Here is a 23,892-nt window from a genome sequence, read left to right as displayed (position 1 = left end):
TACCACGAGGTTACGTCCGTGTTAAGTCGTCGTCCCCTCGGCCGTGGTGCGTGGCCGGGGGGACGATCGACTCGTGCGTCAGTCCAGGTAGTCGCGCAGCACCTGCGAGCGGGAGGGGTGGCGCAGCTTCGACATGGTCTTGGACTCGATCTGGCGGATCCGCTCGCGGGTCACGCCGTAGACCTTCCCGATCTCGTCGAGGGTCTTCGGCTGTCCGTCGGTGAGGCCGAACCGCATCGACACCACGCCCGCCTCCCGCTCCGACAGCGTGTCGAGAACGGAGTGCAGCTGCTCCTGCAGCAGCGTGAAGCTGACGGCATCGGCCGGGACGATGGCCTCGGAGTCCTCGATGAGGTCGCCGAACTCGCTGTCGCCCTCCTCGCCCAGCGGAGTGTGCAGGGAGATCGGCTCGCGGCCGTACTTCTGCACCTCGATGACCTTCTCAGGGGTCATGTCGAGCTCGCGGGCCAGCTCCTCCGGCGTGGGCTCGCGGCCGAGGTCCTGCAGCATCTGCCGCTGGACGCGGGCCAGCTTGTTGATCACCTCGACCATGTGGACCGGGATGCGGATGGTCCGCGCCTGGTCGGCCATGGCCCGGGTGATCGCCTGCCGGATCCACCAGGTGGCGTACGTGGAGAACTTGTAGCCCTTGGTGTAGTCGAACTTCTCGACCGCGCGGATCAGGCCCAGGTTGCCCTCCTGGATCAGGTCCAGGAACAGCATCCCGCGGCCGGTGTACCGCTTGGCCAGCGAGACCACGAGGCGGAGGTTGGCCTCCAGCAGGTGGTTCTTGGCGCGGTGGCCGTCCTCGGCGATCCACTCCAGCTCGGCGCGGACGTCGACGGGCAGGCCGTCGGCCTCCTGGGCGAGCTGCTCCTCGGCGAACAGGCCGGCCTCGATCCGCTTGGCGAGCTCGACCTCCTGCTCGGCGTTGAGCAGCGGCACCTTGCCGATCTGCTTGAGGTAGTCCTTCACCGGGTCGGCGGTGGCGCCGGCCGCCGCGACCTGGGCGACGGGCGCGTCGTCATCGTCGTCGGTGAGGATCAGCACCTCGTCCTCGGACTGGGCGAGCGCCTCGGCCTTGGGCTCGTCGCCGTCGGCCTCCCCGTCGGCGTCGGTGTCGGTGTCCTCGGTCTCCACCTCGGCGTCGATCTCGACGTCCTCGACCTCAAGGTCGAAGTCCTCGATGTCGACGTCACCTTCGAGGTCGATGTCCTCGTCGTCCTCGGCGAGGTCGGCGGACTTCGGCTTGGGATCGGCCTTGGGCGCCTTCACCTCGGGACCCGCGGTGGGGGCCTCCGGCTTGGCGGGCGCGGCCTTCTTCGGCGGAGCGGGCTTGGCCGGAGCCTTGGCGGCAGCCGGCTTGGCGGCGGGCCCGGGCTTGGCCGGGGCGGGCTTCTTCGGCGCCGGCTTGGCGGCCGGCGCGGAGTCGGTCACCACGGCGGTCACGGTCTCCGGCTGCGACTCCTTGGCCGCTGCGGATTTGGTGGTCTTCTTGACGGGCGCGGTGGTGCGGCGCTTGGCTTGACCTCGAGAACGCTTGGGAGCCGCGGAGTCGGCGGCCGTCACCACGACGGTCACACCCTCCTTGCTGAGGCTGCGCAGGAATCCAGCGGCTTGCGACATCGGGATGTCCGCTTCCTCGAAGGCCTTGCGGACATCCTCGGACTCGAGGAAACCCTGCGAGCGCCCACGCTCGAGGAGCTGCTGAATCACTGGCTCGTTCAGCTCCGACGGCTTCGAGCGAGTCGAACTTGCAGGCGACACGAACACCTCTCGAACGAACGCATGGCGAGAATGGACCCAGGTGCTTCTTCTTTTCCGGTGGTGAGGTCGCGCAGACCGCGACATGCCATTGTGGCACGCCACGGTACGTGATACGGCCGCGTCCCGCCGGTTGCTCCTCCACCCTAGGCCGACCGAGACACTAGTGCGTACGGAAGGAGGTCACTGATACCCGAAAGCAACCGTTATGACTGTTTCATTCAGTCACTCTTCGTGGCCGGTGGAACGTGGACCGCCAGTACCGTTACGTCATCGTCCTGTTCATACCCGGACAGCATGTGGTCCACCAGGAAATCGAGCAGCATATTCGGGCTGCTCAGGACCTCCGGGGGCGCTTCGGCCACGACGGACGAAAGCTCCCTGAGCCCGGCGTCCAGGCCGCGCTTGCGGTTCTCCACCAGGCCGTCCGAGTACAGGACGGCGGTGTGACCCGGTGGCACGCAGAACCTGAACTGCTTGCGGCTCGTGGCCCAGCCGAGCGGAGTGCCCGGCTCGGTCTCGTGCAGCAGCCCGACGCCCTGGGGCGAGACCAGCAGCGGCGGCGGGTGACCGGCCAGGGCCAGCGTGCCCTCCCCGGTCCCGGGCTCGACGACCATGTACGCCAGGGTGGTGACCTGCTCTTCCTCCTCGGTAGCCTCGAAGACGCGGTCGAGCCCCGTCAGCACCGCCGCCGGGGGCGGGTTGGTCAGCGCGAGCGCCCGCATGGCGTTGCGGATGCGGCCCATGCCGGCGGCGGCCTTGACGCCCTTGCCCATGACGTCGCCCACGACGGCCGCCACCCGGCCGTCCTGCAGCACGAACGCGTCGTACCAGTCGCCGCCCACCTGGACGTGGCGCGAGCCGGAGCGGAAGCGGTAGGCGAGGGTCATCCCCCGCACGACCGGCAGGCGCTCGGGCAGCAGGCTGCGCTGCAGCGTCTCGGCCGTCTTGTGCTCACGCTCGAACAGCGTGGCCCGCTCGACCGCGAGGGCGCACTGTCCGGCGAGGGCCTCCAGGAAGACGCCGTCCTCCTGCGAGATCTTCTGGGTCCGCGTGAACGAGAACCGCAGCGCGCCGAGCGCCCGCCCGGCCGCCAGCAGCGGCAGGCCCACCCAGGCCCGCTCGTCCGTCTGCGCGAGGAAGCCGGAGATCTGCGCCTCGTCGGCGCCGGCGTCCACGAGCTGGGCCCGCAGGCTGTCGGGCGACTCGGCGAAGACCGGACGGCGGCTGTTGACCGCCATCGTCATCACGTTGGGGTTCGCGAGATCGATCTCCTCGCCCCGGGTGTCCGGGGTGCCGCCGCTGCTGATCAGCTTCAGCGTCGCCCGGTCCAGGTCGAGCAGGGCCACGGACGAGTGGTCGGCGGCGAGGGCCGTACGGCCGACGTCGATGATGACCTGCACCACCTGCTCGACCGTGAGCGCCTCGGCGAGCTGGGCGGTCGCGCCCTGGAGACGGGCGGTGCGCAGCGCGGCGGCGCCGAGCTGGTCGGTGAGGCGGCCGCGCATCTCCTCGGCCTCACGCTGCGGCGTGACGTCGGTGTTCGCCCCGACCCACTCCACCACGCGGCCGTGCCTGATGATCGGCACGGCCCGGACCTCGAAGTGCCGGTAGCCGCTGGCCCGGGTGCGCACCCGGTAGCTCCACTCGAACATCGTCCGGCCGCGCAGCGCCTCGCGCCACGCCTCCTCGGTGCCGGGGCGGTCGTCCGGGTGCACCGCGTCCAGCCAGCCGTGCGCGAGGTACTCCTCCAGGCCCTGGCCGGTGATGGCCCGCCACTGGGGCGCGTCCTCCACCACCGAGCCGCTGGGCGAGGTGATCCACACGAGCTGCTGCTGCGACTCCACCAGCGAGCGGTAGCGTTCCTCGCTGCGCTCGAGCACCTCCTCGTTCAGCTGCCGCTCGGTCACGTCGACCCCGAAGAGCGCGGTCCCGACGACGCCGTCGTCCCCATGCATCGGGAAGAACGACACCGTCCAGTGGCGGGTGTCGCCGTTCTCCGCGCGGGTCCTGATCCGCTGATCGGTGACCGGCAGCGCCTCGTCGGCGATCCGGCGCAGCGCCGCCTCCATCAGGGTGGTCAGGTCGGCCGGCAGCAGCTCGGCCGGTTGGCGGTCAAGATGCAACTCGACAGGATGGCCGGTCAGCTCGGTAAAGGTGGAGTTGACTCGGACGAAACGCCCGTCCGGGTCGAAAAACGCGAAGGCGAACGGTGCCTCCGACATCAGGCCTCTGAAGAGGTCGGAGTCTGATATGTCCAAACCGGGCTCCCGGGGCCGGGGCACGGAGGTTTCGGCGCTCATGGTCGGCACCTCCGTCGCGTGCCAGCGTCTCCCACGAGGCACATCTCCATAACTGTGATTGGTAGCGCAGATCTGCCCTACATCATGGGCGATCGGCATGCGCGGACGGAAGCCCCGCCCGCCATGCGGTCAACGCATCCTGTCAAAAGACCGGCGTCTCGCGCAGGAAGATCCGAACTACTTCTTGGCCGCCCGCTTCGTTTCCTGCTTGGTCGCGCGGACCAGTTGCAGGCTCTCGGCATCCACGACGTCGGCCACCGACCGGTGCACCCCCTCCTCGCCGTACGGCCCGGCCGCCTCACGCCAGCCGTCCGGGCGCACACCGCACTGCTTGCCCAGCAGGGCCAGGAAGATCTGGGCCTTCTGCCGGCCGAATCCGGGGAGGGCCAGCAGCCGGCGCAGCAGCTCGGCGCCGTCGCGGACATCCTCCCACACCTTCTCGGCCGAGCCATCGTATTGCTCGACGAGATAGGTCGCGAGCGCCTGGACGCGGGCCGCCATCGCCTTCGGATAACGGTGGACGGCGGGCGTCGCCGCGAGCAGGGCCGCGAACTGGTCAGGATCATAGGAGGCGATCTCACGCGCGTCCAGGTCGCGGCCGAGCCGGTCGGCGATCGCACGGGGGCCCGCGAAGGCCCGCTCGAGCGGCACCTGTTGGTCGAGCAGCATGCCGACGAGCAGTGCGAGGGGGCTGCGGCCGAGCAGCTCGTCGGCCTCGGGATCCTGGGCGAGCCGGATGCGCATGGGTCCAGCTTCCCACGCGGCGGCACGCGAAGGCTTGACACTGCCGGGGAAAGAGGTGGAATAAGGGGCGGCAGGTCCCCATTCAGCGAGGAATGCAGTCCATGCCCGTACTCGCAGCACGAATCAGTGGCGGCCCATCACCGGAGCCGGTTCTCCGCGGACCGGTGGAACTCGTGACCGATCGGCTGGCCGCCGAATTCCTGACCGTCCCCCTGTCCGCAGTCGCCCGCTGCGTCGCCGACACCTGGGCCTGCGGCGAGCACCTGGGGCTCGACGTCACCCCGGAGATCGTCGAGCGGGTCGCCCGGGAGCGCCTCCTGGGTCTGGTGAACTCGGCGCCGCCTTCCCGGAGGTGAGGCGCCGTACGGCGCTCGCGCGGCCGTCGCCCCGGCCCGCCCCCGTACGGCGGGCAAGGCTGGAGCGGCAGATAACGGGGAAGTCACCGGGCCGTGTTCCTGATGCCCTTCACGGCGGGAATGCGAGAAGGTGGTCAGCGTGAGCGAGCGGAGCGAGATCTCGTGAGTCGCCGGCGCCGACGTGACCCCCGGGAGACCCGGCCGCCGGACGACGTGTTCGCGGAGATGCTGCTGGCGGCCAGGGAGCTGCTCGCCGTGCGCAGCCCGCTCGACGCGGAGCTCATGGTCTCCGACATGCTCGGCGCCTGGTGGGGCAGGCGGCTGCGCGGCGGCGACGTCGAGCAGATCCTCGGCGAGGGCCTGGTGGACTACGCGGCCAAGGCCGGGACGCCGGCCGCGCTGACCCTCCTCATCTCCGTCGCGTACCTCGGCACCGCCCGCCAGGCGGCCAAGGCGGAGGGCGCGGCGCTCGCGCTGATGGAGTCCGACGTCGCCCGGCCTCGCTGGGCGGACCGTGTGGGCGCCGTCAAGCCGACCGGCTGCTACGTCTCCAGGGACGTGTACGGCGACCAGGACACCGTCGTGTGCACGTTCGCCTACAACGGCGAGGACAGGCACGCGCTGGTCGTGGTCGTCGACTACAACATGGGCGGCATGGCCCGCGACGCGTGGGTGTCGTCGCAGGTGGACAAGCTGCTTGAGCAGGCCAGGCTGGAGGCGGCGGGCAACGCGCTGCTGCGGTTCGAGGAGCTGGAGCCGCAGCAGGCGCGGGCGCTGCTGGAGTTCGCGATGAAGGCCACCGGGGCCGCCGCGCACGGCCGAACGGGCCCGAAGCCGGTGAGCGACAGCTACAGCGCCTACCACGCCTTCGCGCGGGCGCGTATCAAGGCGCTGCCGCCCGGGCGGATGCGGCCCGCCCCCGCGCACACGGAGGCCCCCTACAGCCGCGACCGCCGGGCGACGCTGGCGGCCGAGTTCCTCGCCTCGGACGCGGCGGAGAACCTCTCGGACCCCTCGGCCGCCTCCCGGTGCGCCGACCACATCATCGACTACGGCTGCGACCAGGACTTCGGACGGCCGATGCGGGTGAGCCCGACCAAGTGCGAGACGTTCCTGCTCGACTGGCTGCCGCGCAAGGTCCTGCTCACCCCGGCCGAGCAGGACGCGATGCCGCACGTGCTGTCGGCGTGGGTGCGTTTCGCCGGCCCTCGGATCGAGCTGCCCGACGAGGGCGTGCGGGCGACGCTCGACGCGGTCTGGGAGGCGACCGCCCGGTTCACCGAGGCATACCGGGATCCCACCACCTTCGGGCTCGACCGCTCCCTCGTGGAACGGCTGCTGCCCGACGGCGACCTGTCCGCGCTGGCCCGGCGCGCGTTCGCGTTCCCCCTGCTGCAGGGCATGCGCGGCTCGACCAACCTCGACCTGCTGAACCCGGCGGACGAGGCCGACCGGCGCATCCTGCTGGAGATCGACCACGCGGACGAACTGGGCCGTACGGACCTGGAGGAGCACCTGGCCTGGCACGAGGAGATCGCGGGCCGGCTGTGGGTCGGCGACCCGCCGCAGCTGTGGGAGGCCGCCCAGCGCCTGATCGACCTCGGGCACGACCGGCACGACGTGCTGCACGTCCTCATCGAGATCGCCGAGCGGATCGGCGACCACCCGGACGAACTGGCCGCCGCCTTGGACGACATCGCCGACATCCCGGACGAACCGCCCACCTGACGTCGGGACCCCCTGGGGGCGGGGAGACCCGGCGGATGAAGAACGAGGTCGAGGCGCTCGTGGCGGCGGGCGTGACGGTGGAGCCGTCCACGTGACCCTCAGGGGCCGCGGGCGGGCACCCGGAGCCGGTGCTCGACCGGCTCGCCGGGGCGGCCCGCCGGCGGCCGTTCAGGAGGCGTAGCCGATGTCCTCGTACCTGAGGTCGAAGAACCCGGCGGCCCCGACGTTGGCGAGCGCGGACCGCACGGCCACCCCCTGCGGGCACTGGTAGAGCGGCAGCACGTTGACCTTCTTCCAGACCAGCCGGTCGGCCTCGTTCAGCAGGCCGGGCACCTTGTCGAGGTCGAGCGTGCTGCCGGCGCGGTACATCGCCTCGTCGATCTGCCTGCTCCCGCTGCGCCCAAGGTTGGAGTACCACTCGGTGTCGTCGCCCCGGCCGCCGCTCTCGCCGTCCGCGTAGATGTCGAAGGCGCTCGACACCGGGAACGGCGTGCTCGGGTAGGCGAAGGCGGTGACGTCGAAGTCGCCGGGGATGAGGTGCTTGCCGAAGAAGTCGTCGAAGGACACCTTCCGCACGTCGACCCTGATGCCGACGCGCTGGAGCATCTGCCGGGCGACGTCGGCCTCGACTCCGCTCATGACGATGCCGTCGGGGACGACGAAGCGCAGCGTGAGCGGTTTGCCGTTCTTCACGCGGGTCTTGCCCGACAGCTTCCAGCCCGCCTGGTCGAGCAGCCGCCCGGCCCGCTTCGGGTCGTACGCGCCGATCTCTGCGGCGTTGGCGCGGTAGCCGTACTGGCTGTTCATGAGGAAGTGGTTGTCCAGGGTCACGGTCGGCCAGCCGAGGCCCTTCAGGTCCACCTGCATGAGACCGCGGCGGTCGAGCGCCGCCGCGACGGCCTCCCGCACCCGCGCGTCGGACAGGACCGGGCTCTCGCCGTTGAAGGTGAACTGCCGGTACTGCGTGCCCGCGGCCTGCCGGACCACGGCGTCCCACGCCTCCCTGACCCGCGCGTAGTCGTCGGGGGACGGGCCCACCTCGAAGACGTCCACATCCCCCCGGGTGAACGCGTGGACCATCTGGTCGGGACGCACGGTCCGGAACACGATGGTGTCCAGCTTGGCCCGGTTGCCCCACCAGGCGGGGTTGCGGGTGAGCGTGACCGTCCTGCCCTTGACGTCGAGGCGCTCCACGCGGAACGGCCCCGCGGTCACCGGGATGCGGTTGATCCAGTCGGCGTTGAACGCCGCCGCGGTCGCGTTGGTGCTGCTGGGGTAGAGCGGCGTGAACAGGGACTGCCACTCGTTGAACGGCTGGGCGAGCGTGACCACCACCTCGCGGTCGCTCGCCCCCCTGGCCACGCTCTGGATGTTCTCGTACGCGATGGTCGAGTCGACCCGGTAGTCCCGGTCGCGGCCGCTCATGGCCTTCCACTGCGCGGCGAAGTCCGTCCAGGTGATCGGCCTGCCGTCCGACCACTTCGCCTTCGGGTTGATGGAGTAGGTGATGACCTGCCGGGGGGAGGTCGCGGTGATCCTGGCGTTGGTCACGTAGTCGGTGTCGAGGGTCAGCCGCCCCCGCTCGTCGGACCGGAACGTGCGCGGCATCAGCGCGTCCGTCACCGCCTTGGTGGCGGTGGTGTCTCCGTCGACGTGGTTGCGGTTCCACTGGGACGGGAAGTCGGTGAGCCCCCACCGGAGCGTGCCGCCGTCCTTGACCTTGTCCCGCGCCAGCGGGTTGATGTCGTACGCCTTGACCGGGGAGGGAGCGAGCCCGCTGTCCGGTTCACCCGGCCCCCGCTGCACGCCGCAGGCACCGGCGGCCCACAGAGCGGCCAGTGTGGCCAGGGCAACCGGCCATCGTGCTCTCACGTGCTTCTCCGATCCTCCAGCTACCATGCGCAGTCGATTAGTAGCAGGAAGTGACGGCCGGCGGCCATCGGGACACGCGTCCGGTGGATTTCCCTACGAGATCAGGACAACTCGTCTACCGCGCTGCGGACGTCCTCGCTGGTGATCGTCGTCAGCTCGGCGGCGTTCGCCGACCCCTGCTCGGCGAGGCGGACGTCGCGCCGCAGCGCGGCCCGCTCGTACAGTGAGCGGGCGAAGCGGCCGTTGCCCAGCCCGTCGATGAGGCCCTCCCGGCAGACCCAGTCGAAGACGTCGGCGAGGTCGCGCGCGGCGGAGGGGTCGAACCTGTCGCCGCTCCCGGCGGCCAGCAGCTCCGCGATCTCGGTCAGCTCCGGCGGCGAGTAGGAGGGGAACGACACGCGCTGGTTGAACCGGGAGGCCAGGCCAGGGTTGGTCGCCAGGAACGCGTCCATCTCACGCTCGTAGCCGGCCAGGATGATGACCACGCGGTCGCGGTCGTCCTCGGCGCGTTTCAGCAGGGTCTGCACCGCCTCGGCCCCGAAGGCGTCGCCCCCCGAGTAGCCGGTGTTGACCAGGCTGTAGGCCTCGTCGATGAACAGCACGCCGCCGAGCGCCCGGTCGACCAGCTCGTTCGTCTTGATCGCGGTCGCGCCGAGGTGCTGGCCGACCAGGTCGGCCCGCGACGCCTCGACCACGTCGGGCCGGGCCAGCAGGCCCAGCGCGGAGAAGATCCGCCCGAGGATCCGCGCGACGGTCGTCTTGCCGGTGCCCGGAGGGCCGACGAACACGAAGTGCCGCATCTGCGACTGGACCGGCAGGCCCTGCTCCTGGCGCATCCTGGCCACCTTGAGCTGGGCGGTGATCGCGTGGACCTGCCGCTTGACCGGTTCGAGCCCGGCCATCCTGTCGAGGTCCGCGAGCGCCTCGTCCAGGGTCGGGGTGACCTGGTAGCCGCGGTATCTCGCGGTGATCTCGTTGAACGCCTTGTTCACGTCGTCGGCGGTGGTGGTGACCAGGTCCTCGCCGCGCGGCGCCCCGCCCGCGCTCACCACGCGGACGTCGCGGGCCTGCGCGGCGGCCTCGGCGAGGCTGCGGGCGAAGCGGGCGTTGCCCAGGTCGTCGACGAGCCCCCGGCGCTCCACGTCCTCGAACAGCCGGCGCAGCATGGGACGGGCCTCGGGGGCGAGCCGGTCTCCCCGGCGCTGCTGCAGCGCCTCGGTGATCTCCAGCAGCTCGGCGGGGCTGTAGCTGGGGAAGCGCACCCGGGTGGCGAAGCGGCTCGACAGCCCGGGGTTGGACGCGAGGAAGTCGTTCATCTCCCGCTCGTAGCCGGCCAGGATGACGATGAGCCGGTCACGGTCGTCCTCGGCCCGCTTGAGCAGCGTCTGCACGGCCTCCGCGCCGAACCGGTCGGGCTGGCCGTCGCCCGAGTTGATGAGGCTGTACGCCTCGTCCACGAACAGCACACCGCCGAGCGCGCGGTCGATCAGCTCGTTGGTCTTGATCGCCGTCGCCCCCAGGTACTCCCCCACGAGGTCGGCCCGCTGCGCCTCCACCACGAACGGCGTCTCCAGCAGCCCGAACGCGTAGAAGATCTTGGCGAGCGACCTGGCGACGCTGGTCTTGCCGGTGCCGGGAGGTCCGACGAACACGAAGTGGCGCATCGGCCGCTCGTTGGCGTAGCCCGCCTCCCTGCGCAGCCGGGCCGCCTCGATCGACGCGGCGATGGCGCGCACCTGCTCCTTGACCGGTTCGAGGCCGATCATGGACTCCAGCTCCGCGAGCGCCTGCTCGACCGTGATGGGCGGCGGAGCGCCGGCCTCGGCCGGGGCGGCCTGGTGTCCGCCGGGCCGCCCCGGCCTGCCGGATGCGCGCACCTGCACCTGGGTCTCCGCGCCCGCCGCCTCCCGCTCCGCCTCCGCGCGCACCCTGCGGGCCAGCACCAGGCGGTAGAGGAGCACCGCGGCGGCCACGCCGTACGCGCCCCAGAGGGCGGCGGACGGCGACAGCGGCGACAGCGACAGCGCGACGACCCCGGCGGGCGCGAGGGACATCAGCGTCGTCAGCCACGGCGGGACCCACCGGATCAGGTGGGCCGCGCCGCCCGCCAGCGCGCCCAGCAGCATCAGCAGGCCGGGCACGATCGACTGCCCGCCGAACACGCCCATGAACAGCGGCAGCAGCAGGCCCCACCCGGCAAGCACGAGCACGGTCGCGGCGGCGCGCGGATAGCTGAGCGCCAGCGCGAGGAAGCACAGCGCCAGGAACGTGTAGATGAACGTGGGCGCCAGCGACCAGTTGAGCGCCGCGGCCACTCCCATGGTGGCGACCAGCAGCACCACGAACAGCACGCGTCGCGCGAACGGCGGCAGTTGGAAATAGCGGAAACGCACCTGTTCGAACAGATCACGTGCCGCAGTCCGGCTTAAGAGGCTCGCCGCCCGTGCCCTGTCGGAGTCCCGCATCGACGCCTCCCCGCTTCGACCCCGGTTATACCGCACGTGCGAACGGAATGGGTGGACCCAAGCGGCGCGGTGGACGACGCACGTCGCCGGAACGGGCCGCCCGCCCGAGATGCGTGGTGTGCGACTACCGGGTGCGGGCCTGGTGGCGTCCCGGGTACTCGCGCATCAGGACCTGCCGCGGCGTGACCCGCAGCACGTCGTCGTCCGGCACGGCGACGCCCCGCACCTCTGCCCAGAATCGCGGGTCTCCCACGAAGAGGACCACGCGCGGGTCGCGCCGCACCGCGTCCCACGCCTCGTCACCCGCGATGAGGCGGAACTCGCCCGACGGGGCCACCGAGGTCACGGCGCTGACCGCGAGCGCGCGCGGGCCGTCCGCCCCGGTGCAGGCGAGGACCACGCTCCGGGAGTAGGCCGCGGCGTGCCGCACCTCCTCGCTGAGACAGGCCGAGGGGGTCAGGTCGCCGGGCATCCGCGTGCCGCGCGACTCGGACGGCACGAGCGAGGCACGCCACGGGCCCGGCCCGCCGCGCCACCAGGCCCGCGTGGCGCGGACCGCGAAGGCCGCCGCCCCGAGCGCCAGCGCGCCCCAGGCGCAGCGCCACGCGGCCACGACGGCGGGGTCCGGTCCCGCGATGGCCCCCGCCGCGCCCGCGCAGGCGGCGCAGACGGCGGCGACGGCCGGGGCGGCGAGCGCCACGGCGAGCCACCGGTCGCGCGGCCGCGGCGCGCCCGTCGCCCGCACCCGCGGCAACACCGCCGGGACCGCCAGGCACGCGAGGGCGGCGAGGGGCGCGCCGGTCACGAAAGGGACCAGCATGAGCGCCGCGGTCGCCTGCCACGCGCGGGCCGCGACGATCCAGAAGGTGACGGCGATGTCGCGCAGCGCCGCCCGGTCACTCCCAGCACGGGCACCCCCAGCACGGGCACCCCCAGCGGTCCGGCCCGGATCGGCGGCGGGACCGGATGACGCGGGCGGCGCGGGCAGCGGGGGCAGCGCGGCGGCGAACCGCCTCAGCGCGGCGACAGGGCGTCCCCGCCACGTCTCGGCGAGGAGCCTGACGACGAGCGCCGCGGCCGGGTTCAGGAGCACCAGCCCGGTCGCCCCCGCCCAGACCTCGCTCACCTCCTGCAGCGAACCGGGCCGCGACTCCGGGAGCGTGGCCAGCGCGGCCACGTACGCCGCCGGGGTGAGCAGCCCGAGCGCGACCGACATGCCGAGCCGCAGGTCGCGCCGGAGCATGCCCGGAACGTAGGCCGAGGCGCCCACGCGCGCGGCCTGCCGGACGCAGACCGCCAGGACGGCCGCGAGCGCCAGCGCGCCGCCGATCCGCGCCTCCCCGTGCAGGCCGGCGCCGAGGAGCCGGTGCGTGCCGGGGAGGAGGCCCGGGTCGGGCAGCACGACGGCCACGCAGATTCCGGCCGTCGCGACCGCGAGGATCACGCGCACCTGCCGCGACCATGTCTCCAGGGCGCGCCGGGCCCGGCCGGTGTCGCGGGGGTCGGCCTCCCAGGCGGGGTCGTGGTGGTCGCGCGGCCGCTGCCAGCGCAGCATCGTGAGGCCGAGGTTCACCCAGGCCGCCGGGTGGTCCCGCCGCATGCGCAGCGCCGCGCCGTACGCCCGGGCGGCCCCGTCGTGGTCGCCGCGCAGCAGCGCGAGGTCGCCGCAGAGCACGTGCGGGTCGGGCTCGTCGGGGGCGAACCTGACGGCCCGCCGGGCCTCCGCCCACGCCTCCCGCCACCGTCCGGGGACCCGCCGCAGCGCGCTCGCGAGCCGGAGCCGCGCCGCCCAGGAGCCGGGCGCGAGCCGTACGGCCTCCCGCGCCGCCGCGACCGCCTCGGTGTCGCGGCCGAGACGCTCGAGGGCCGCGCCGGCCAGGCGATGCCCCCATTCCTCCTGCGGATCGCACCCGATCGCCTGGCGCGCGGCCTCCAGCGCCGCCTCCGGCTGGTCGTGCGACAGCCGGGCCGTCGCGACGGCGCACCAGGCACGGGGGTCGGCGCGGTCGAGCGGGGGCGGCACCGGGGACGTATCACATCCGTCGATATCGCTCCCCACGACCGCATGATCCGTTGCGTTCGGCCGCTTGCCTAGACGCGGGATATATACCTATGGCTCTCTAGAGAGGCGGATCGTTCCACTTGATCACCTGGGGCGATAAGGATCTGGCGATATGTTCCCGACATCACCGGAAGGGCTGAGAGATCCGCTTCCCATGGCCTAAGCTGCCACGCATGTTCCAGCGCGCCGGGATTTCGGGGCAGGAGCACTGAGCGGACTATGATCATGGTTTCGGTCGAGTCCGCCGCCGTCCGCGCCGCGGGCGCCCTGCGAGAGCACCGGGCGAGCCGATGGTCGGTGCTCGTGCTCCTGTGCTTCAGCCTGCTCCTGATCGCGGTCGACGCGACCGTGCTGCACATCGCCGTCCCGGCGCTCACCGCGGCGCTTGAGCCGTCGTCCGTGCAGCTTTTGTGGATCATCGACATCTACTCGCTGGTCGTCGCGCCGCTGCTGGTGACGTTCGGCACACTGGGCGACAGGTACGGCAGGCGGCCGTTCGTGCTCGGCGGCTACGTGGTGTTCGGCCTGGCCTCGCTGTCGGCCGCGTTCGCCGCGACCCCGCTCGCGCTCATCGTCTCGCGGGCCTTCCTCGGCGTCGGCGGCGCGATGATCATGCCGGCGACGCTCTCGATCATCCGTCAGGTGTTCACCGACCGGCGCGAGCGGGCGATCGCGCTCGGCGTGTGGAGCGCCGTCGCCGCCGCGGGAGCGGCCGTCGGGCCGCTGATCGGCGGGGTCCTCGTCGAGCACCTGTGGTGGGGCGCGGTCTTCCTCATCAACGTGCCGCTGCTGCTGGTCGCGCTGCCGCTCGCCGTACGGATCCTGCCGCCCTCGCCGCGCCGGGCCGACCATCCGTGGGACGCGCTGAGCGCGGCGCTTTCCACCCTGGGCATCCTGGCCGTCGCGTTCGGGCTGAAGGAGGCGGGGTCGGGGCACACCCTGGGCCGCTGGCCCTCGCTCGCCGTGTTCCTGGCCGGCGTCGCGCTGCTCGTCTGGTTCGTCCGGCGGCAGCGGCGGCTGCCGTTCCCCCTGCTCGACATCGGGCTGTTCGCCCAGCGCGGCTTCGCGACCGGCGTCGGCTGCGTGCTGCTGGCCATCTTCGCGCTGGTCGGCCTGGAGCTGATGCTGGCGCAGTATCTCCAGCTCGTGCTGGGGCTGTCGCCCCTGGAGGCCGCCGTGCGGATGCTGCCGCTCATGGTCGCGGCCATCGCGGGCGGCCTGGCCGCCGCGCACGTGCTGGGACGCGCCGGGCTGCGCGCGACGGTCGGCGGCGGCCTCGCCCTGACCGCGCTGTCCCTCACTCCGGTGCTGTCCTGGGGCACCGAGCAGCATCCGGTGATGCTGGCCGCCTGCTTCGTCGGGATCGGCTTCGGCGTCGAGGTCGCCCTGCTGGCGGCGTCGGACACGATCATGGCCACGGTGCCGGAGTCGCGGGCCGGCGGCGCCGCCGCGATCGAGGAGACGGCCTACGAGCTCGGGGCGGGCCTCGGCATCGCCGTCCTCGGGACGATCACCACGATCGTGTACGCCCCCTCTCTCGGGACCGTCCCGGGAATCCCGGCCGGGCTCATGGCGCAGGCGCGCGAGTCGCTGGCCGCGGCCGCGCACGTGGCCGACGAGACCGGCGCGACCGGAGCCGCGCTGCTGGGCGCCGCCCGCGCGGCCTTCGTCACCGCCCTGCACTCCACCATCGCCGTAAGCGTGGCGCTGCTCGCGCTCACCGCGCTGGCCGTGGCCCTGCTGCTCCCCCGCCACGTTCCCACCCCCGCGGACGCCGACACCGAGGAGTCCGACGGCGTACGGGCCTGAGCCGGCCGGGCGCATGACGGCGGCGCAGGCGGGGAAGTGTCCGGGCAAGTCACCCCCCACCCCAGGATGAGTGCCGTGAAGAGAACCCTGCACGACTTAGCCTCGCTGGCCGCCCGCATGGGCGTCGGCGGGATCTTCTTCGCCAACGGCTGGCAGAAGCTCGAAGCCGGCCTCAACGCCACCGCCGACCAGTTCACCGCGCTGCAGGCCCCGCTGCCCCACGTGTGGGCGCCGGTGACCATGCTGACCGAGCTGGTGGGTGGCACGCTGCTGATCGCGGGCCTCGCCGTGCCGGTCGTCGGGCTGCTGCTGTTCGCCGAGGCCCTCGCGGTGTTCGTGCTCACGGCCGGGGACACCGGCCTGCCGCTCACCGGGGGCGACATCGAACTGATCGTCGCGCTCGGGGCCGCCTCCGTGCTGCTGGCCGTCACCGGCGCCGGCCGGATCTCGGCCGACCACATGGTGGTCATCAAACGACGCGAGGCCGAGGCGGCCGGGGAGTTCGCCGCCGACGCGGAGGCCGACGCGGTCATCGCGGCGCTGCGCCCGCCACGGCCCGGCGAGCCGGGCGCGGGCGCGGGCGAAACCCCGGCCCGGCCCGGCCCCTCCACCGATTCGCCGGGGTCTCCGGGGTCGCCGGGGTCGCCGCAGTCGCCGCAGTCGCCCTCGGCGGCCGGCTCGGGTGTGGGTACGGGCTCGGGCTCCACCACCGCCGGGACGGCCGCGGACCGGCCCGGCGAGGAGGCTTCGGCCACGGCGACGGCACGCAAGCCCACGCCCCGTCAGCGGCGTACGAGGCGGGAGGACGACACGACCACGGAAAGCCGGGCCGAGGCGCCCCCGGCCCGCTGAGCGGTCCGCCGGCGGCCTCTCCGCCGGAGATCGGCTGCCACACACCCGGCACCACCATGACCCCGGCGAAGCCGTTTTCAGCCGCGGAGGTCAGGGCTCCCGGGAGAGCGGCAGGCGCAGGAGGAAGCACGCGCCGCGCGGGCTGTCGATGATCGTCAGGGTGCCGCCGTGGCTCTCCGCGATCTGCCGGGCGATGGGCAGGCCCAGGCCCGCGCCCCCGGCGTGCCTGCTGCGGGCGGTGTCGAGCCGGGTGAACCGCTGGAAGACGAGTTCCCGCTCCTGACGCGCGATCCCCGCGCCGTCGTCGAGCACTTCGAGCACGGCCAGACCGGAGCGGAACCTGGGATCTCCGTCGGGCGGGTCCTCGCGCCGCACCTCCAGCCGTACGGTGGTGGCCGCGTGCCTCTCGGCGTTGTCGAGCAGGTTGGTGACCAGGCGGCCCAGCCGGATGCGATCCCCCCGGACGACCACGCCGGGAGCCAGGTGCGGGACGACCCTCCTGACCGGGCGGCGGGCGTCCAGCTCCGCGGCCACGAGCCGGCCGAGGTCCAGCGGCTCGCGCTCGCAGGGCGCGCCCGCGTCGAGACGGGCGAGCGTCAGCAGGTCGGAGGCGATCGCCTGGAGCCGTTCGAGGCTCTTCAGCACGGCCTGCCCGATCTCCCGCAGGTCGGACTCCTGCGGGGCGAGCAGCGCGTCCTCCACCTGCGCGCGGATCGCGGTGATCGGGCTGCGCAGCTCGTGGGACGCGTCGGACGTGAAGCGCCGTTGCTGTTCGAGCGTCTCCTCCAGCCGGTCGAGCGTGTAGTTGACGCTCTGCGCGAGGTCGTGGATCTCTCCCCTGGCCGCGGGGACCGGCACCCGCCGCCCGAGGTCGGAGGCGTTGATCTCGTCGAGCTCGGCCCGGATGGCCCGCACCGGCATGAGCGCCCGCTTCACGCTGCGCCAGGTGCCGTACGCGACGGCGGCCGTGACGAGTGTCGACCCCACGGCCAGACCGGCCACCAGGAGCGGCGAGACGTGGAAGGCCTGGACCGGCGCGGCGCTGTAGACGGTCCAGTCTCCGCCGTCACGATAGACCTGCTGCGCCACCACGATGTCGCACTTGCCCGGACCGAAGACGCCGTTGCACACCTCTCGTGTGGCCTTGCGGAGCGGCGGCCGGGGGTGGAAGGTCGCCATGGCCGGCTTCCCGAGCACGTCCGGCGTCGCCGCCTGCACCCGCCCCTGCGGGCCCACCACCTGGACGGGCCGGTCTTGCCCGTCGGGGGGCAGCACGCTCCCCACCTGTCCGCGGTCCACGAGGTAGGCGACCCGCCCGCCCGCCGCCGTCACCTCCCGCATGAGGTTCTCGTCGGCCGTCAGATGCAGCGCCCACACCAGGACGACCGAGAACGCGGCGCACAGCAGGGCGACCACCGTGCCGGTGAACAGCACGATGCGACTCCTGACCGACCATCGATCCCCGAAACCCACGTGATCGCCCACTTCACGATGCGGCCCTACTGACCGTGCCTAAGAAATCTACTCTTCAGGGCGTTATTAACCAGTAACGGAACAAACTGGACGAGTTGGTCCTATCAGGCAGAAATGCCCGCACACGCAACACGACCGGCAAGCAGGTAAAGGAGCCTTCCGCAGGGCCCTCCCGGATGGTGGGATATGGAGGTATGAACGCCGCCGGACCACTGCCGGTAATCGACGTGTCCGCCCTCACCGGCCCCGGGACCGGCCCCGGAGCAGGCCACGTGCGCGCCGAGGTCGCGCGCCGGATCGAGGCCGCCTGCCTGGACAGCGGTTTCTTCTACATCAGCGGCCACGGGGTGCCCGAGGTCCTGATCGCACAGCTCAGGGACGCCGCCGCGCGTTTCTTCCGGTTGCCGCAGGAGCACAAGTCGCGCATCTCCATGGACCGGGGCGGGCGGGCCTGGCGCGGGTACTTCCCCGTGGGCGGCGAGCTCACCTCCGGCCGGCCCGACCTCAAGGAGGGCGTCTATTTCGGCGCGGAGCTCGGTCACGACGATCCCCGGCCGCTGCACGGGCGCAACCTCTTCCCGGAGGAGGTGCCCGAACTGCGCCCGGCCGTGCTGGCGTACATGGACGCGCTCACCCACGTGGGGCAGGCGGTCATGCGGGGCGTGGCGCTGAGCCTGGGACTCGACGAGGACTACTTCGCCGCCAGTTACACGGCCACGCCCACGATCCTGTTCCGGATCTTCCACTATCCGCCCCCGCCGCACGCCGGTCCCGACGAGTGGGGGGTCGGCGAGCACACCGACTACGGCCTGCTGACGCTGCTGCTCCAGGACGGCAATCCCGGTCTCCAGGTGCACACCGCCCGCGGCTGGATCGAGGCGCCGCCCATCCCGGGCACCCTCGTCTGCAACATCGGCGACATGCTCGACAAGCTGACCGGCGGCCTGTACCGGTCGACCCCGCACCGGGTGCGCAACAGCACGGGCCGCGGCAGGCTGTCCTTCCCCTTCTTCTTCGACCCGGGCTGGGACTGCGAGGTGCCGCCGCTGCCCTCCCTGCCCGCCCGTGAGGGGGGCCGCCCCCGCTGGGACGGCCTGGACCTGCGGGCCTTCACCGGCACGTACGGCGACTATCTGACGGCGAAGGTCGCCAAGGTGTTCCCGTGGCTCGGTGACCGGGTGCTGCCGCCCGCAGCCGGGGCGCGGGAAAACGTGTGATCACCGCGGTCGGACGGTGATGGCGGAGCGCGCCCGGGTGACGGCGGGGACCGGCGCCACCCGGGCGGAGCGGGGTCTCAGTCCGCCAGGCCGTTGCGGGCGATCACCTCGCGGTACCACCGGGCGCTGTCGCGCGGCGTGCGCTCCAGCGTGTCGTAGTCGACGCGGACGAGCCCGAACCGCTTGTGGTAGCCCCGGGCCCACTCGAAGTTGTCCATCAGCGACCACACGAAGTAGCCGCGCAGGTCGGCGCCCCGGTCCATGGCCGACCTGGCGGCCCGGAAGTGGGCGTCGAGATAGGAGATCCGGCCGGGGTCGGACACCCCGTCGGGAACGGCGGCCCCGTTCTCCGTGATCATCAAAGGCGTGCCGGGGTAGTCCCGCGCCAGCCGTACGAGCAGGTCCTCCAGCCCGGCCGGGTTGATCTCCCAGTCCATCTCGGTGACTTCGCCGTGCGGCTCCTCCCAGGCGATGCCCTCGCTGCCGGGATACTCCGAATGGCCCTCGGACGAGGGGTCGGCGACGACCCGGTTGACCGTGTAGTAGTTGACGCCGAGCACGTCGATCGGCTGCGCGATCGTCGGCAGGTCGTCCAGGTTGACCTTGGTGAAACGTTCCAGGTGGGCGAGGACGTCGGCGGGGTACTCGCCGCGCAGGACGGGGTCGAGGAAGAGCCGGTTCGCCAGGCCGTCGATCAGGCGGGCCGGCTCGGGGTCGCCGAGGATCGGTGTCAGGTTCAGCGTCAGCGAGACCGACTCCGCACCGCCCGCCCGCAGCGCCTGCACGGCCAGGCCGTGCCCGAGCATCAGGTGGTGGGCGGCGGTGAACGCGGCGGCCGGGTCGGTCACCCCGGGCGCGTGCCGGCCCGAGCCGTACCCGACGAACGCCGACACCCAGGGCTCGTTGAGCGTCGTCCAGACGCCGACGCGGTCGCCGAGGCGCCGGTGCACGACGGCGGCGTAGTCGGCGAACCGGAAGGCCGTCTCGCGGTTGGTCCAGCCTCCCTCGTCCTGCAGCGTCTGCGGCAGGTCCCAGTGGTAGAGCGTCGCGACGGGCGTGATCCCCTTGGAGAGCAGGGCGTCGACGAGCCGGTCGTAGAAGCTCAGGTCGGCCAGGCGCGGCCAGGCCACCGAGAACCGGTACGCCTTGAGCCCCAGCCACGCCATGATCTCGACGTCTTCGAGATAGCGGTTGTAGTGGTCGCAGGCCACGTCGCCGGTGTGGCCGTCGGTGACCATGCCGGGCGTGTGGGAGAAGGTGTCCCAGATCGACGGGACGCGGCCGTCGGCGTGCACCGCTCCCTCGATCTGGTACGACGCGGTCGCGGCGCCCCACAGGAAGCCGTCGGGAAATGAGGTCATCGTGAACTTTCGCGAATCGTCAGCCGGGGTTCGAGGAGCGTCGACTCCGGGACGGCCTGGCCCTCCAGCTTGGCCATGAGCAGCCGGACCGCCTGCCTGCCGACGTCCTCGGCGGGAATGAGCACGGAGGTCAGCGCGGGGCTGGCCCGCTCGGCGATGTCGTCCGGGCAGATCGCCACCACCGAGACGTCCTCGGGCACCCGCCTGCCGAGGATCCGCAACGCCCCCAGCACATGGCCGGCGGCCGCCTCGTTGTGCACGACGAGCCCGGACAGCGCCGGGCGCTCGTCGAGCAGCAGCTTCACCGCGGCGTGGACCTCGTCGAACGACTCCTCGCAGGGCCGCGCGTCGGCCTCGAGGCCGTGCCGCCGGGCCGCCTCGACGAATCCCGCCATCGTCCGCTCGGCGAATCCCGTGCCGCGCTCGTAGACCACGCGCGGCGCGCCGAGCAGCGCGATCTCGCGATGCCCGAGATCGGCCAGGTGGTCGGCGCACAGCGCCCCGGCCCGGGCGAAGTCGAGGTCGACGCAGGTCAGTCCTTCGGGGTCGGCCGGGAAACCGATCAGCACGCTCGGCTCGGCGAGCTTGCGCAGCAGCGGCACGCGGGGGTCGTGGATCTCCACGTCCATCAGCAGCAGCCCGTCGACCAGCGCGCTGGCCGCCACCCGGTGCAGCCCGTCCGCCCCCTCGTCGGCCGTCATGAGGAGCACGTCGTGGTCGTACTGACGGGCGGTGGTGACGACCGAGGTCGCGAACTGCATGAGGACCGGCAGGTTCATGCCGGCCCGCAGCGGCAGCACCAGCGCGATGACCTTCGCGCGCTTGCTCGCCAGGGCGCGGGCGCCCGCGTTGGGGTGGTAGCCGAGGGCCCGCACGCTGTCCAGGACCCGCTGCCGGGTGGTCGCCGAGATCGCCCGCTTGCCGCTCAGCACGTACGAGACCGTGGAGACGGCGACCCCCGCGTGCTTGGCGACGTCGGCGATCGTCACGGTCCTCACGGGCGGAACCCCGAGAGAAAACGCAGCGCGCTCACCGTGACCCCCTCGCTCTCGTACACCACATAAAGATCGCGCACTCCGGCGGCTCCCGCCAGAGGCGTGCTCACCTCCACGAAATCATGCCTGGCCGCCGTGGGCGGGACGCTGACCGCGCCGGCGACCTCGCCGGTCAGGGGGTCGTCGAGCCGCAGCGTGACCACCCCGCCCTCGTCGCTCGACACCGCGAGCACGCAGGCGGACAGGCCCTGATCGCCGAGATCGCAGTCGCGGAAGGCGATCCACGCCCCCGGCCCGGTGGAGCGGACCGCGTCGCCGGAGTCGAGGGCGGCGTCGCACAGCACCACACCGTCGTACTCGTCGTGATCGGCCGCGTCCAGTGGCCCCGCGGTCAGATCGCGTGGCGGGATGCGCTCTCCCCGCACCCGGAACGGCGCGCACAGGCGGACGTCCCCCGACGAGGCGCCCACCTGCACCTTGTGCGCGGCGTCCTCGACCACGAACCTGCCGCGCGTCACGTCCCAGAAGGCCAGGTCGCCGACCGGCACGTCCACCGACACCGTACGGCTCTCGCCCGGCGCGAGCCGCACCTTGGCGAAACCGCGCAGCTGGCGCAGCGGCTGCTTGACGCGGGAGCGCTGCTGGTGGGTGTAGAACTGCACGACCTCCTCCCCCGCGCGCTCGCCCGCGTTCGTCACGGTCACCCGGACGGTGAGCGTGTCGTCCGCGGCGAGGTCGGCCGACGACAGCTCCAGATCCGAGTAGGCGAAGCGGGTGTAGCTCAGGCCGTGCCCGAACGGGTAGAGCGGCCGGCCGCGGTAGTAGAGGTAGGTGGCGTCGGAGGCGATGATGTCGTAGTCGAGCAAATCGGGCAGCTCGGCGGCCGAGCGGTACCACGTCTGGGTGAGGCGGCCGCCCGGGTCGTCGTCGCCGAACAGCACGGCGGCGAGCGCGTGACCGTACTCCTGGCCGCCGTGGGCCGACCAGACGACCGCGGGCAGGTGCTCCTGCGCCCAGGTCACCGCGAACGGGTATCCGCTGGAGATCACCAGCACGGTGGCCGGGTTGGCCGCGTGGACGGCCTTCAGCAGGGCCTCCTGCCGCTCGGGCAGCGCCAGCGTCACGCGGTCCTCGGTCTCGCGGCCGTTCACCAGGGGGTGGTCGCCGAGCACCACGATCGCGACGTCGGCGCGCGCCGCCGCCTGCGCCGCGCGAACCGCGCCGCTCTCGACCGGCTCCAGGGACAGCACGGACGCGGTGTCGGGGTCGTCGGTCGTGCGTACGACGCCGTCGGCCACGGTGACGTACCGGCCGGAGGAGATGTTGCGCAGCACGACGCCCCTCGGCCGCTCCTCGATCCGGAAGGTCTGGCGCACCTCCCAGCCGTTCGGGCCCGGCTGGTCGTTGGCCAGCACGCCGTCCTCGCCGGCCGACACGTGCCGGCCGTTCGCGCAGGACCGGAACGCGTACGCGCCGCCGCCCCAGTCGAACACGTCGAAGCAGGACCGCTCACTCCCCACGTACAGCGGCCCGCCCGCGGGGTCGGCGGACGCGCCGACGTACCCGCCCTCGGTGCGCAGAGCCACCCGGTCGACGCCCTCGCAGTAGACGGTCTCGCACCGCTCGGCGAGCCCCGCCAGGGCGGTGACCTGGTAGGGCAGCGTGCCGCTGTACCAGTCCTCGAACAACGCGTCGGCCAGCGGGCCGATCACCGCGACCGTACGCGGGGCGGCCAGCGGGAGCAGGCCGTCGTTCTTCAGCAGGGTGATCGACTGGCGGGCCGCCTCCCGCGCGAGCCGCTGGTGCTCCGGACTGTTGACGACGTCGTGGGTGATGTCGTCGTACGGCGTGGCGGGGTCGAACTCGCCGAGCCGCACCCGGATCGACAGCGCGTGCCGGGCGGCGGCGTCGATGTCGGCCTCGGTCAGCAGGCCGCGGTCGAGCGCCGTCCTGACGTGGCCCAGGGTGGCGGCGGCGTCCGCGTCGTCCTGGGTGAGGCTGTCCAGCCCGGCCTTGATCGCGTGCGCGTACGCCTCGGGCAGGTCCTTGTGGTAGCCCTGCAGCCCGGCGAGGTTCCCCGGCGCGTACGCGTCGCTGACCACGAGGATGTCGTCGGGCGCCCACTTCCGCAGGTGACTGCCGATCAGCGGCGACAGGTGGGCGGGCCGGCCGTTGACGAGGTTGTACGACGGCATCACGGCCACCGCGGCCCCCGACTCGACGGCCGGGCGGAACGCCTTGAGCTCGTATTCGTGCAGCACCCGCGGCGGCAGGCCGCTGGAGGTCACGCACCGGTCGGTCTCGTTGTTGTAGCCGAGGAAGTGCTTCAGCGTGGGCGCCGTCTTCAGCACGGCGTGGCCGCCGCGCAGGCCGCGGGCGTAGGCCGTGCCCATCACCCCGGTCAGCCAGGGGTCCTCCGAGTAGCCCTCCTCGTTGCGGCCCCAGCGCGGGTCGCGCAGCGGGTTGACCACCGGCGCCCAGACGTTGCGGCCCACGCTCTGCGGGTCCTTGTGGTGGAAGGCCATGACCTCGTCGCCCGCCGCCTCCCCCACCTGGCGGACCAGGTCCGGGTTCCAGGTGCTGGCCAGCCCGAGGGCCTGGGGGAACACGGTGGCCGGGCCGTGCCAGGCCAGGCCGTGCAGGGCCTCGGTGCCGGTGCGGAAGGCCCGCAGGCCGAGGCGTTCCACGGGCGCCTGGTACTGGTGCAGCAGGCCGATCTTCTCGTCGAGTGTGAGCCTGCCGAGCAGGTCGTCCACCCGTTCGGCGGGAGACAGCGCGGGGTTCCTGAATGCCGGGTCTTGAGCCGGTTCGTTCATCTGGAGACTCACCCTTCGCGTCGAAGCGCTTCGAAGACCTGCCGAAAAACGCGCCCATGGGGGCGTCGCGAGGAT

At 72.5% G+C, this 23,892-nt stretch carries 15 protein-coding genes; 5 read left to right on the top strand and 10 right to left on the bottom strand.

What is annotated here, in order from left to right; translation table 11 throughout:
* Window positions 1–78: 78 nt before the first annotated feature.
* From ABZ857_RS22275 to ABZ857_RS22265, 3 genes are all read right to left on the bottom strand, one after another.
* On the bottom strand, window positions 79–1,767 hold the full coding sequence (locus ABZ857_RS22275; protein WP_357045757.1) for an RNA polymerase sigma factor: 1,689 nt from the start codon (window positions 1,765–1,767) through the stop codon (window positions 79–81).
* 218 nt (window positions 1,768–1,985) lie between these two features.
* Window positions 1,986–4,067 carry a SpoIIE family protein phosphatase gene (locus ABZ857_RS22270; RefSeq protein ID WP_357045755.1) on the bottom strand — a complete coding sequence of 694 codons (2,082 nt, stop codon included), beginning with the start codon at window positions 4,065–4,067 and terminating at the stop codon, window positions 1,986–1,988.
* 177 nt (window positions 4,068–4,244) lie between these two features.
* Entirely contained in the window at window positions 4,245–4,811 is a 567-nt protein-coding gene (locus tag ABZ857_RS22265) for an HhH-GPD-type base excision DNA repair protein (RefSeq protein WP_357045753.1), read from the bottom strand.
* A gap of 101 nt (window positions 4,812–4,912) precedes the next feature.
* On the opposite strand from ABZ857_RS22265, the gene ABZ857_RS22260 reads away from it, so the two are divergent.
* Window positions 4,913–5,167 (top strand): hypothetical protein, encoded by a 255-nt coding sequence (locus ABZ857_RS22260; protein WP_357045751.1) that lies wholly within the window; start codon window positions 4,913–4,915, stop codon window positions 5,165–5,167.
* A gap of 225 nt (window positions 5,168–5,392) precedes the next feature.
* Window positions 5,393–6,895, top strand: a complete 1,503-nt coding sequence (locus tag ABZ857_RS22255) for a hypothetical protein (RefSeq protein ID WP_357045884.1) — start codon at window positions 5,393–5,395, stop codon at window positions 6,893–6,895.
* 168 nt (window positions 6,896–7,063) lie between these two features.
* On the opposite strand, the gene ABZ857_RS22250 is transcribed toward ABZ857_RS22255, so the two are convergent.
* From ABZ857_RS22250 to ABZ857_RS22240, 3 genes are all read right to left on the bottom strand, one after another.
* The gene (locus ABZ857_RS22250; RefSeq protein WP_357045749.1) at window positions 7,064–8,767 is read right to left on the bottom strand and encodes an ABC transporter family substrate-binding protein; all 1,704 of its coding nucleotides are present in this window, start codon (window positions 8,765–8,767) and stop codon (window positions 7,064–7,066) included.
* Between the two features lie 101 nt (window positions 8,768–8,868).
* Window positions 8,869–11,232 carry an AAA family ATPase gene (locus tag ABZ857_RS22245; RefSeq protein ID WP_357045747.1) on the bottom strand — a complete coding sequence of 788 codons (2,364 nt, stop codon included), beginning with the start codon at window positions 11,230–11,232 and terminating at the stop codon, window positions 8,869–8,871.
* A 124-nt stretch (window positions 11,233–11,356) separates the two neighbouring features.
* Window positions 11,357–13,291, bottom strand: a complete 1,935-nt coding sequence (locus tag ABZ857_RS22240; RefSeq protein WP_357045746.1) for a hypothetical protein — start codon at window positions 13,289–13,291, stop codon at window positions 11,357–11,359.
* Between the two features lie 222 nt (window positions 13,292–13,513).
* On the opposite strand from ABZ857_RS22240, the gene ABZ857_RS22235 reads away from it, so the two are divergent.
* Window positions 13,514–15,103, top strand: a complete 1,590-nt coding sequence (locus tag ABZ857_RS22235) for an MFS transporter (RefSeq protein ID WP_357045744.1) — start codon at window positions 13,514–13,516, stop codon at window positions 15,101–15,103.
* 75 nt (window positions 15,104–15,178) lie between these two features.
* Entirely contained in the window at window positions 15,179–15,955 is a 777-nt protein-coding gene (locus ABZ857_RS22230; RefSeq protein WP_357045742.1) for a DoxX family protein, read from the top strand.
* A gap of 90 nt (window positions 15,956–16,045) precedes the next feature.
* On the opposite strand, the gene ABZ857_RS22225 is transcribed toward ABZ857_RS22230, so the two are convergent.
* Window positions 16,046–17,389, bottom strand: coding sequence for an ATP-binding protein (locus ABZ857_RS22225; RefSeq protein ID WP_357045740.1), 1,344 nt, complete (start codon window positions 17,387–17,389; stop codon window positions 16,046–16,048).
* Window positions 17,390–17,622: 233 nt separating this feature from the next.
* Here ABZ857_RS22225 and ABZ857_RS22220 point away from each other — a divergent pair, with 233 nt between their 5' ends.
* A complete protein-coding gene (locus tag ABZ857_RS22220) occupies window positions 17,623–18,645 on the top strand; it encodes a 2-oxoglutarate and iron-dependent oxygenase domain-containing protein (RefSeq protein ID WP_357045738.1) in 1,023 nt (340 codons plus the stop codon).
* A 77-nt stretch (window positions 18,646–18,722) separates the two neighbouring features.
* Here the strand turns inward: ABZ857_RS22220 and ABZ857_RS22215 are convergent, their stop codons facing one another.
* From ABZ857_RS22215 to ABZ857_RS22205, 3 genes are read right to left on the bottom strand one after another with little or no spacing between them, the layout of a single operon-like run.
* Window positions 18,723–20,006: a GH1 family beta-glucosidase gene (locus tag ABZ857_RS22215; protein WP_357045736.1), complete on the bottom strand. Its 1,284-nt coding sequence runs from the start codon at window positions 20,004–20,006 to the stop codon at window positions 18,723–18,725.
* A complete protein-coding gene (locus ABZ857_RS22210; RefSeq protein ID WP_357045882.1) occupies window positions 20,003–20,995 on the bottom strand; it encodes a LacI family DNA-binding transcriptional regulator in 993 nt (330 codons plus the stop codon). Before ABZ857_RS22210 ends, ABZ857_RS22215 begins: the two co-directional genes overlap by 4 nt.
* A gap of 5 nt (window positions 20,996–21,000) precedes the next feature.
* Window positions 21,001–23,817 carry a glycoside hydrolase family 3 C-terminal domain-containing protein gene (locus ABZ857_RS22205; protein WP_357045734.1) on the bottom strand — a complete coding sequence of 939 codons (2,817 nt, stop codon included), beginning with the start codon at window positions 23,815–23,817 and terminating at the stop codon, window positions 21,001–21,003.
* Window positions 23,818–23,892: the final 75 nt, after the last annotated feature.

It is taken from the genome of Microbispora sp. NPDC046933 (genome assembly GCF_040644635.1).
In the GTDB taxonomy this organism is placed as follows: domain Bacteria; phylum Actinomycetota; class Actinomycetes; order Streptosporangiales; family Streptosporangiaceae; genus Microbispora.
Note: the sequence above shows the minus strand (reverse complement) of the source record. Positions and strands in the feature narration are given on the sequence as shown.

Bases quoted from the DNA above. Each gene is read 5' to 3' on its own strand.
- ABZ857_RS22260 (WP_357045751.1), top strand. From the start codon at position 4,913: ATGCCCGTACTCGCAGCACGAATCAGTGGCGGCCCATCACCGGAGCCG.
- ABZ857_RS22255 (WP_357045884.1), top strand. From the start codon at position 5,393: ATGCTGCTGGCGGCCAGGGAGCTGCTCGCCGTGCGCAGCCCGCTCGAC.
- ABZ857_RS22215 (WP_357045736.1), bottom strand. From the start codon at position 20,006: ATGACCTCATTTCCCGACGGCTTCCTGTGGGGCGCCGCGACCGCGTCG.
- ABZ857_RS22265 (WP_357045753.1), bottom strand. From the start codon at position 4,811: ATGCGCATCCGGCTCGCCCAGGATCCCGAGGCCGACGAGCTGCTCGGC.
- ABZ857_RS22270 (WP_357045755.1), bottom strand. From the start codon at position 4,067: ATGAGCGCCGAAACCTCCGTGCCCCGGCCCCGGGAGCCCGGTTTGGAC.
- ABZ857_RS22245 (WP_357045747.1), bottom strand. From the start codon at position 11,232: ATGCGGGACTCCGACAGGGCACGGGCGGCGAGCCTCTTAAGCCGGACT.
- ABZ857_RS22220 (WP_357045738.1), top strand. From the start codon at position 17,623: ATGAACGCCGCCGGACCACTGCCGGTAATCGACGTGTCCGCCCTCACC.
- ABZ857_RS22235 (WP_357045744.1), top strand. From the start codon at position 13,514: ATGATCATGGTTTCGGTCGAGTCCGCCGCCGTCCGCGCCGCGGGCGCC.
- ABZ857_RS22205 (WP_357045734.1), bottom strand. From the start codon at position 23,817: ATGAACGAACCGGCTCAAGACCCGGCATTCAGGAACCCCGCGCTGTCT.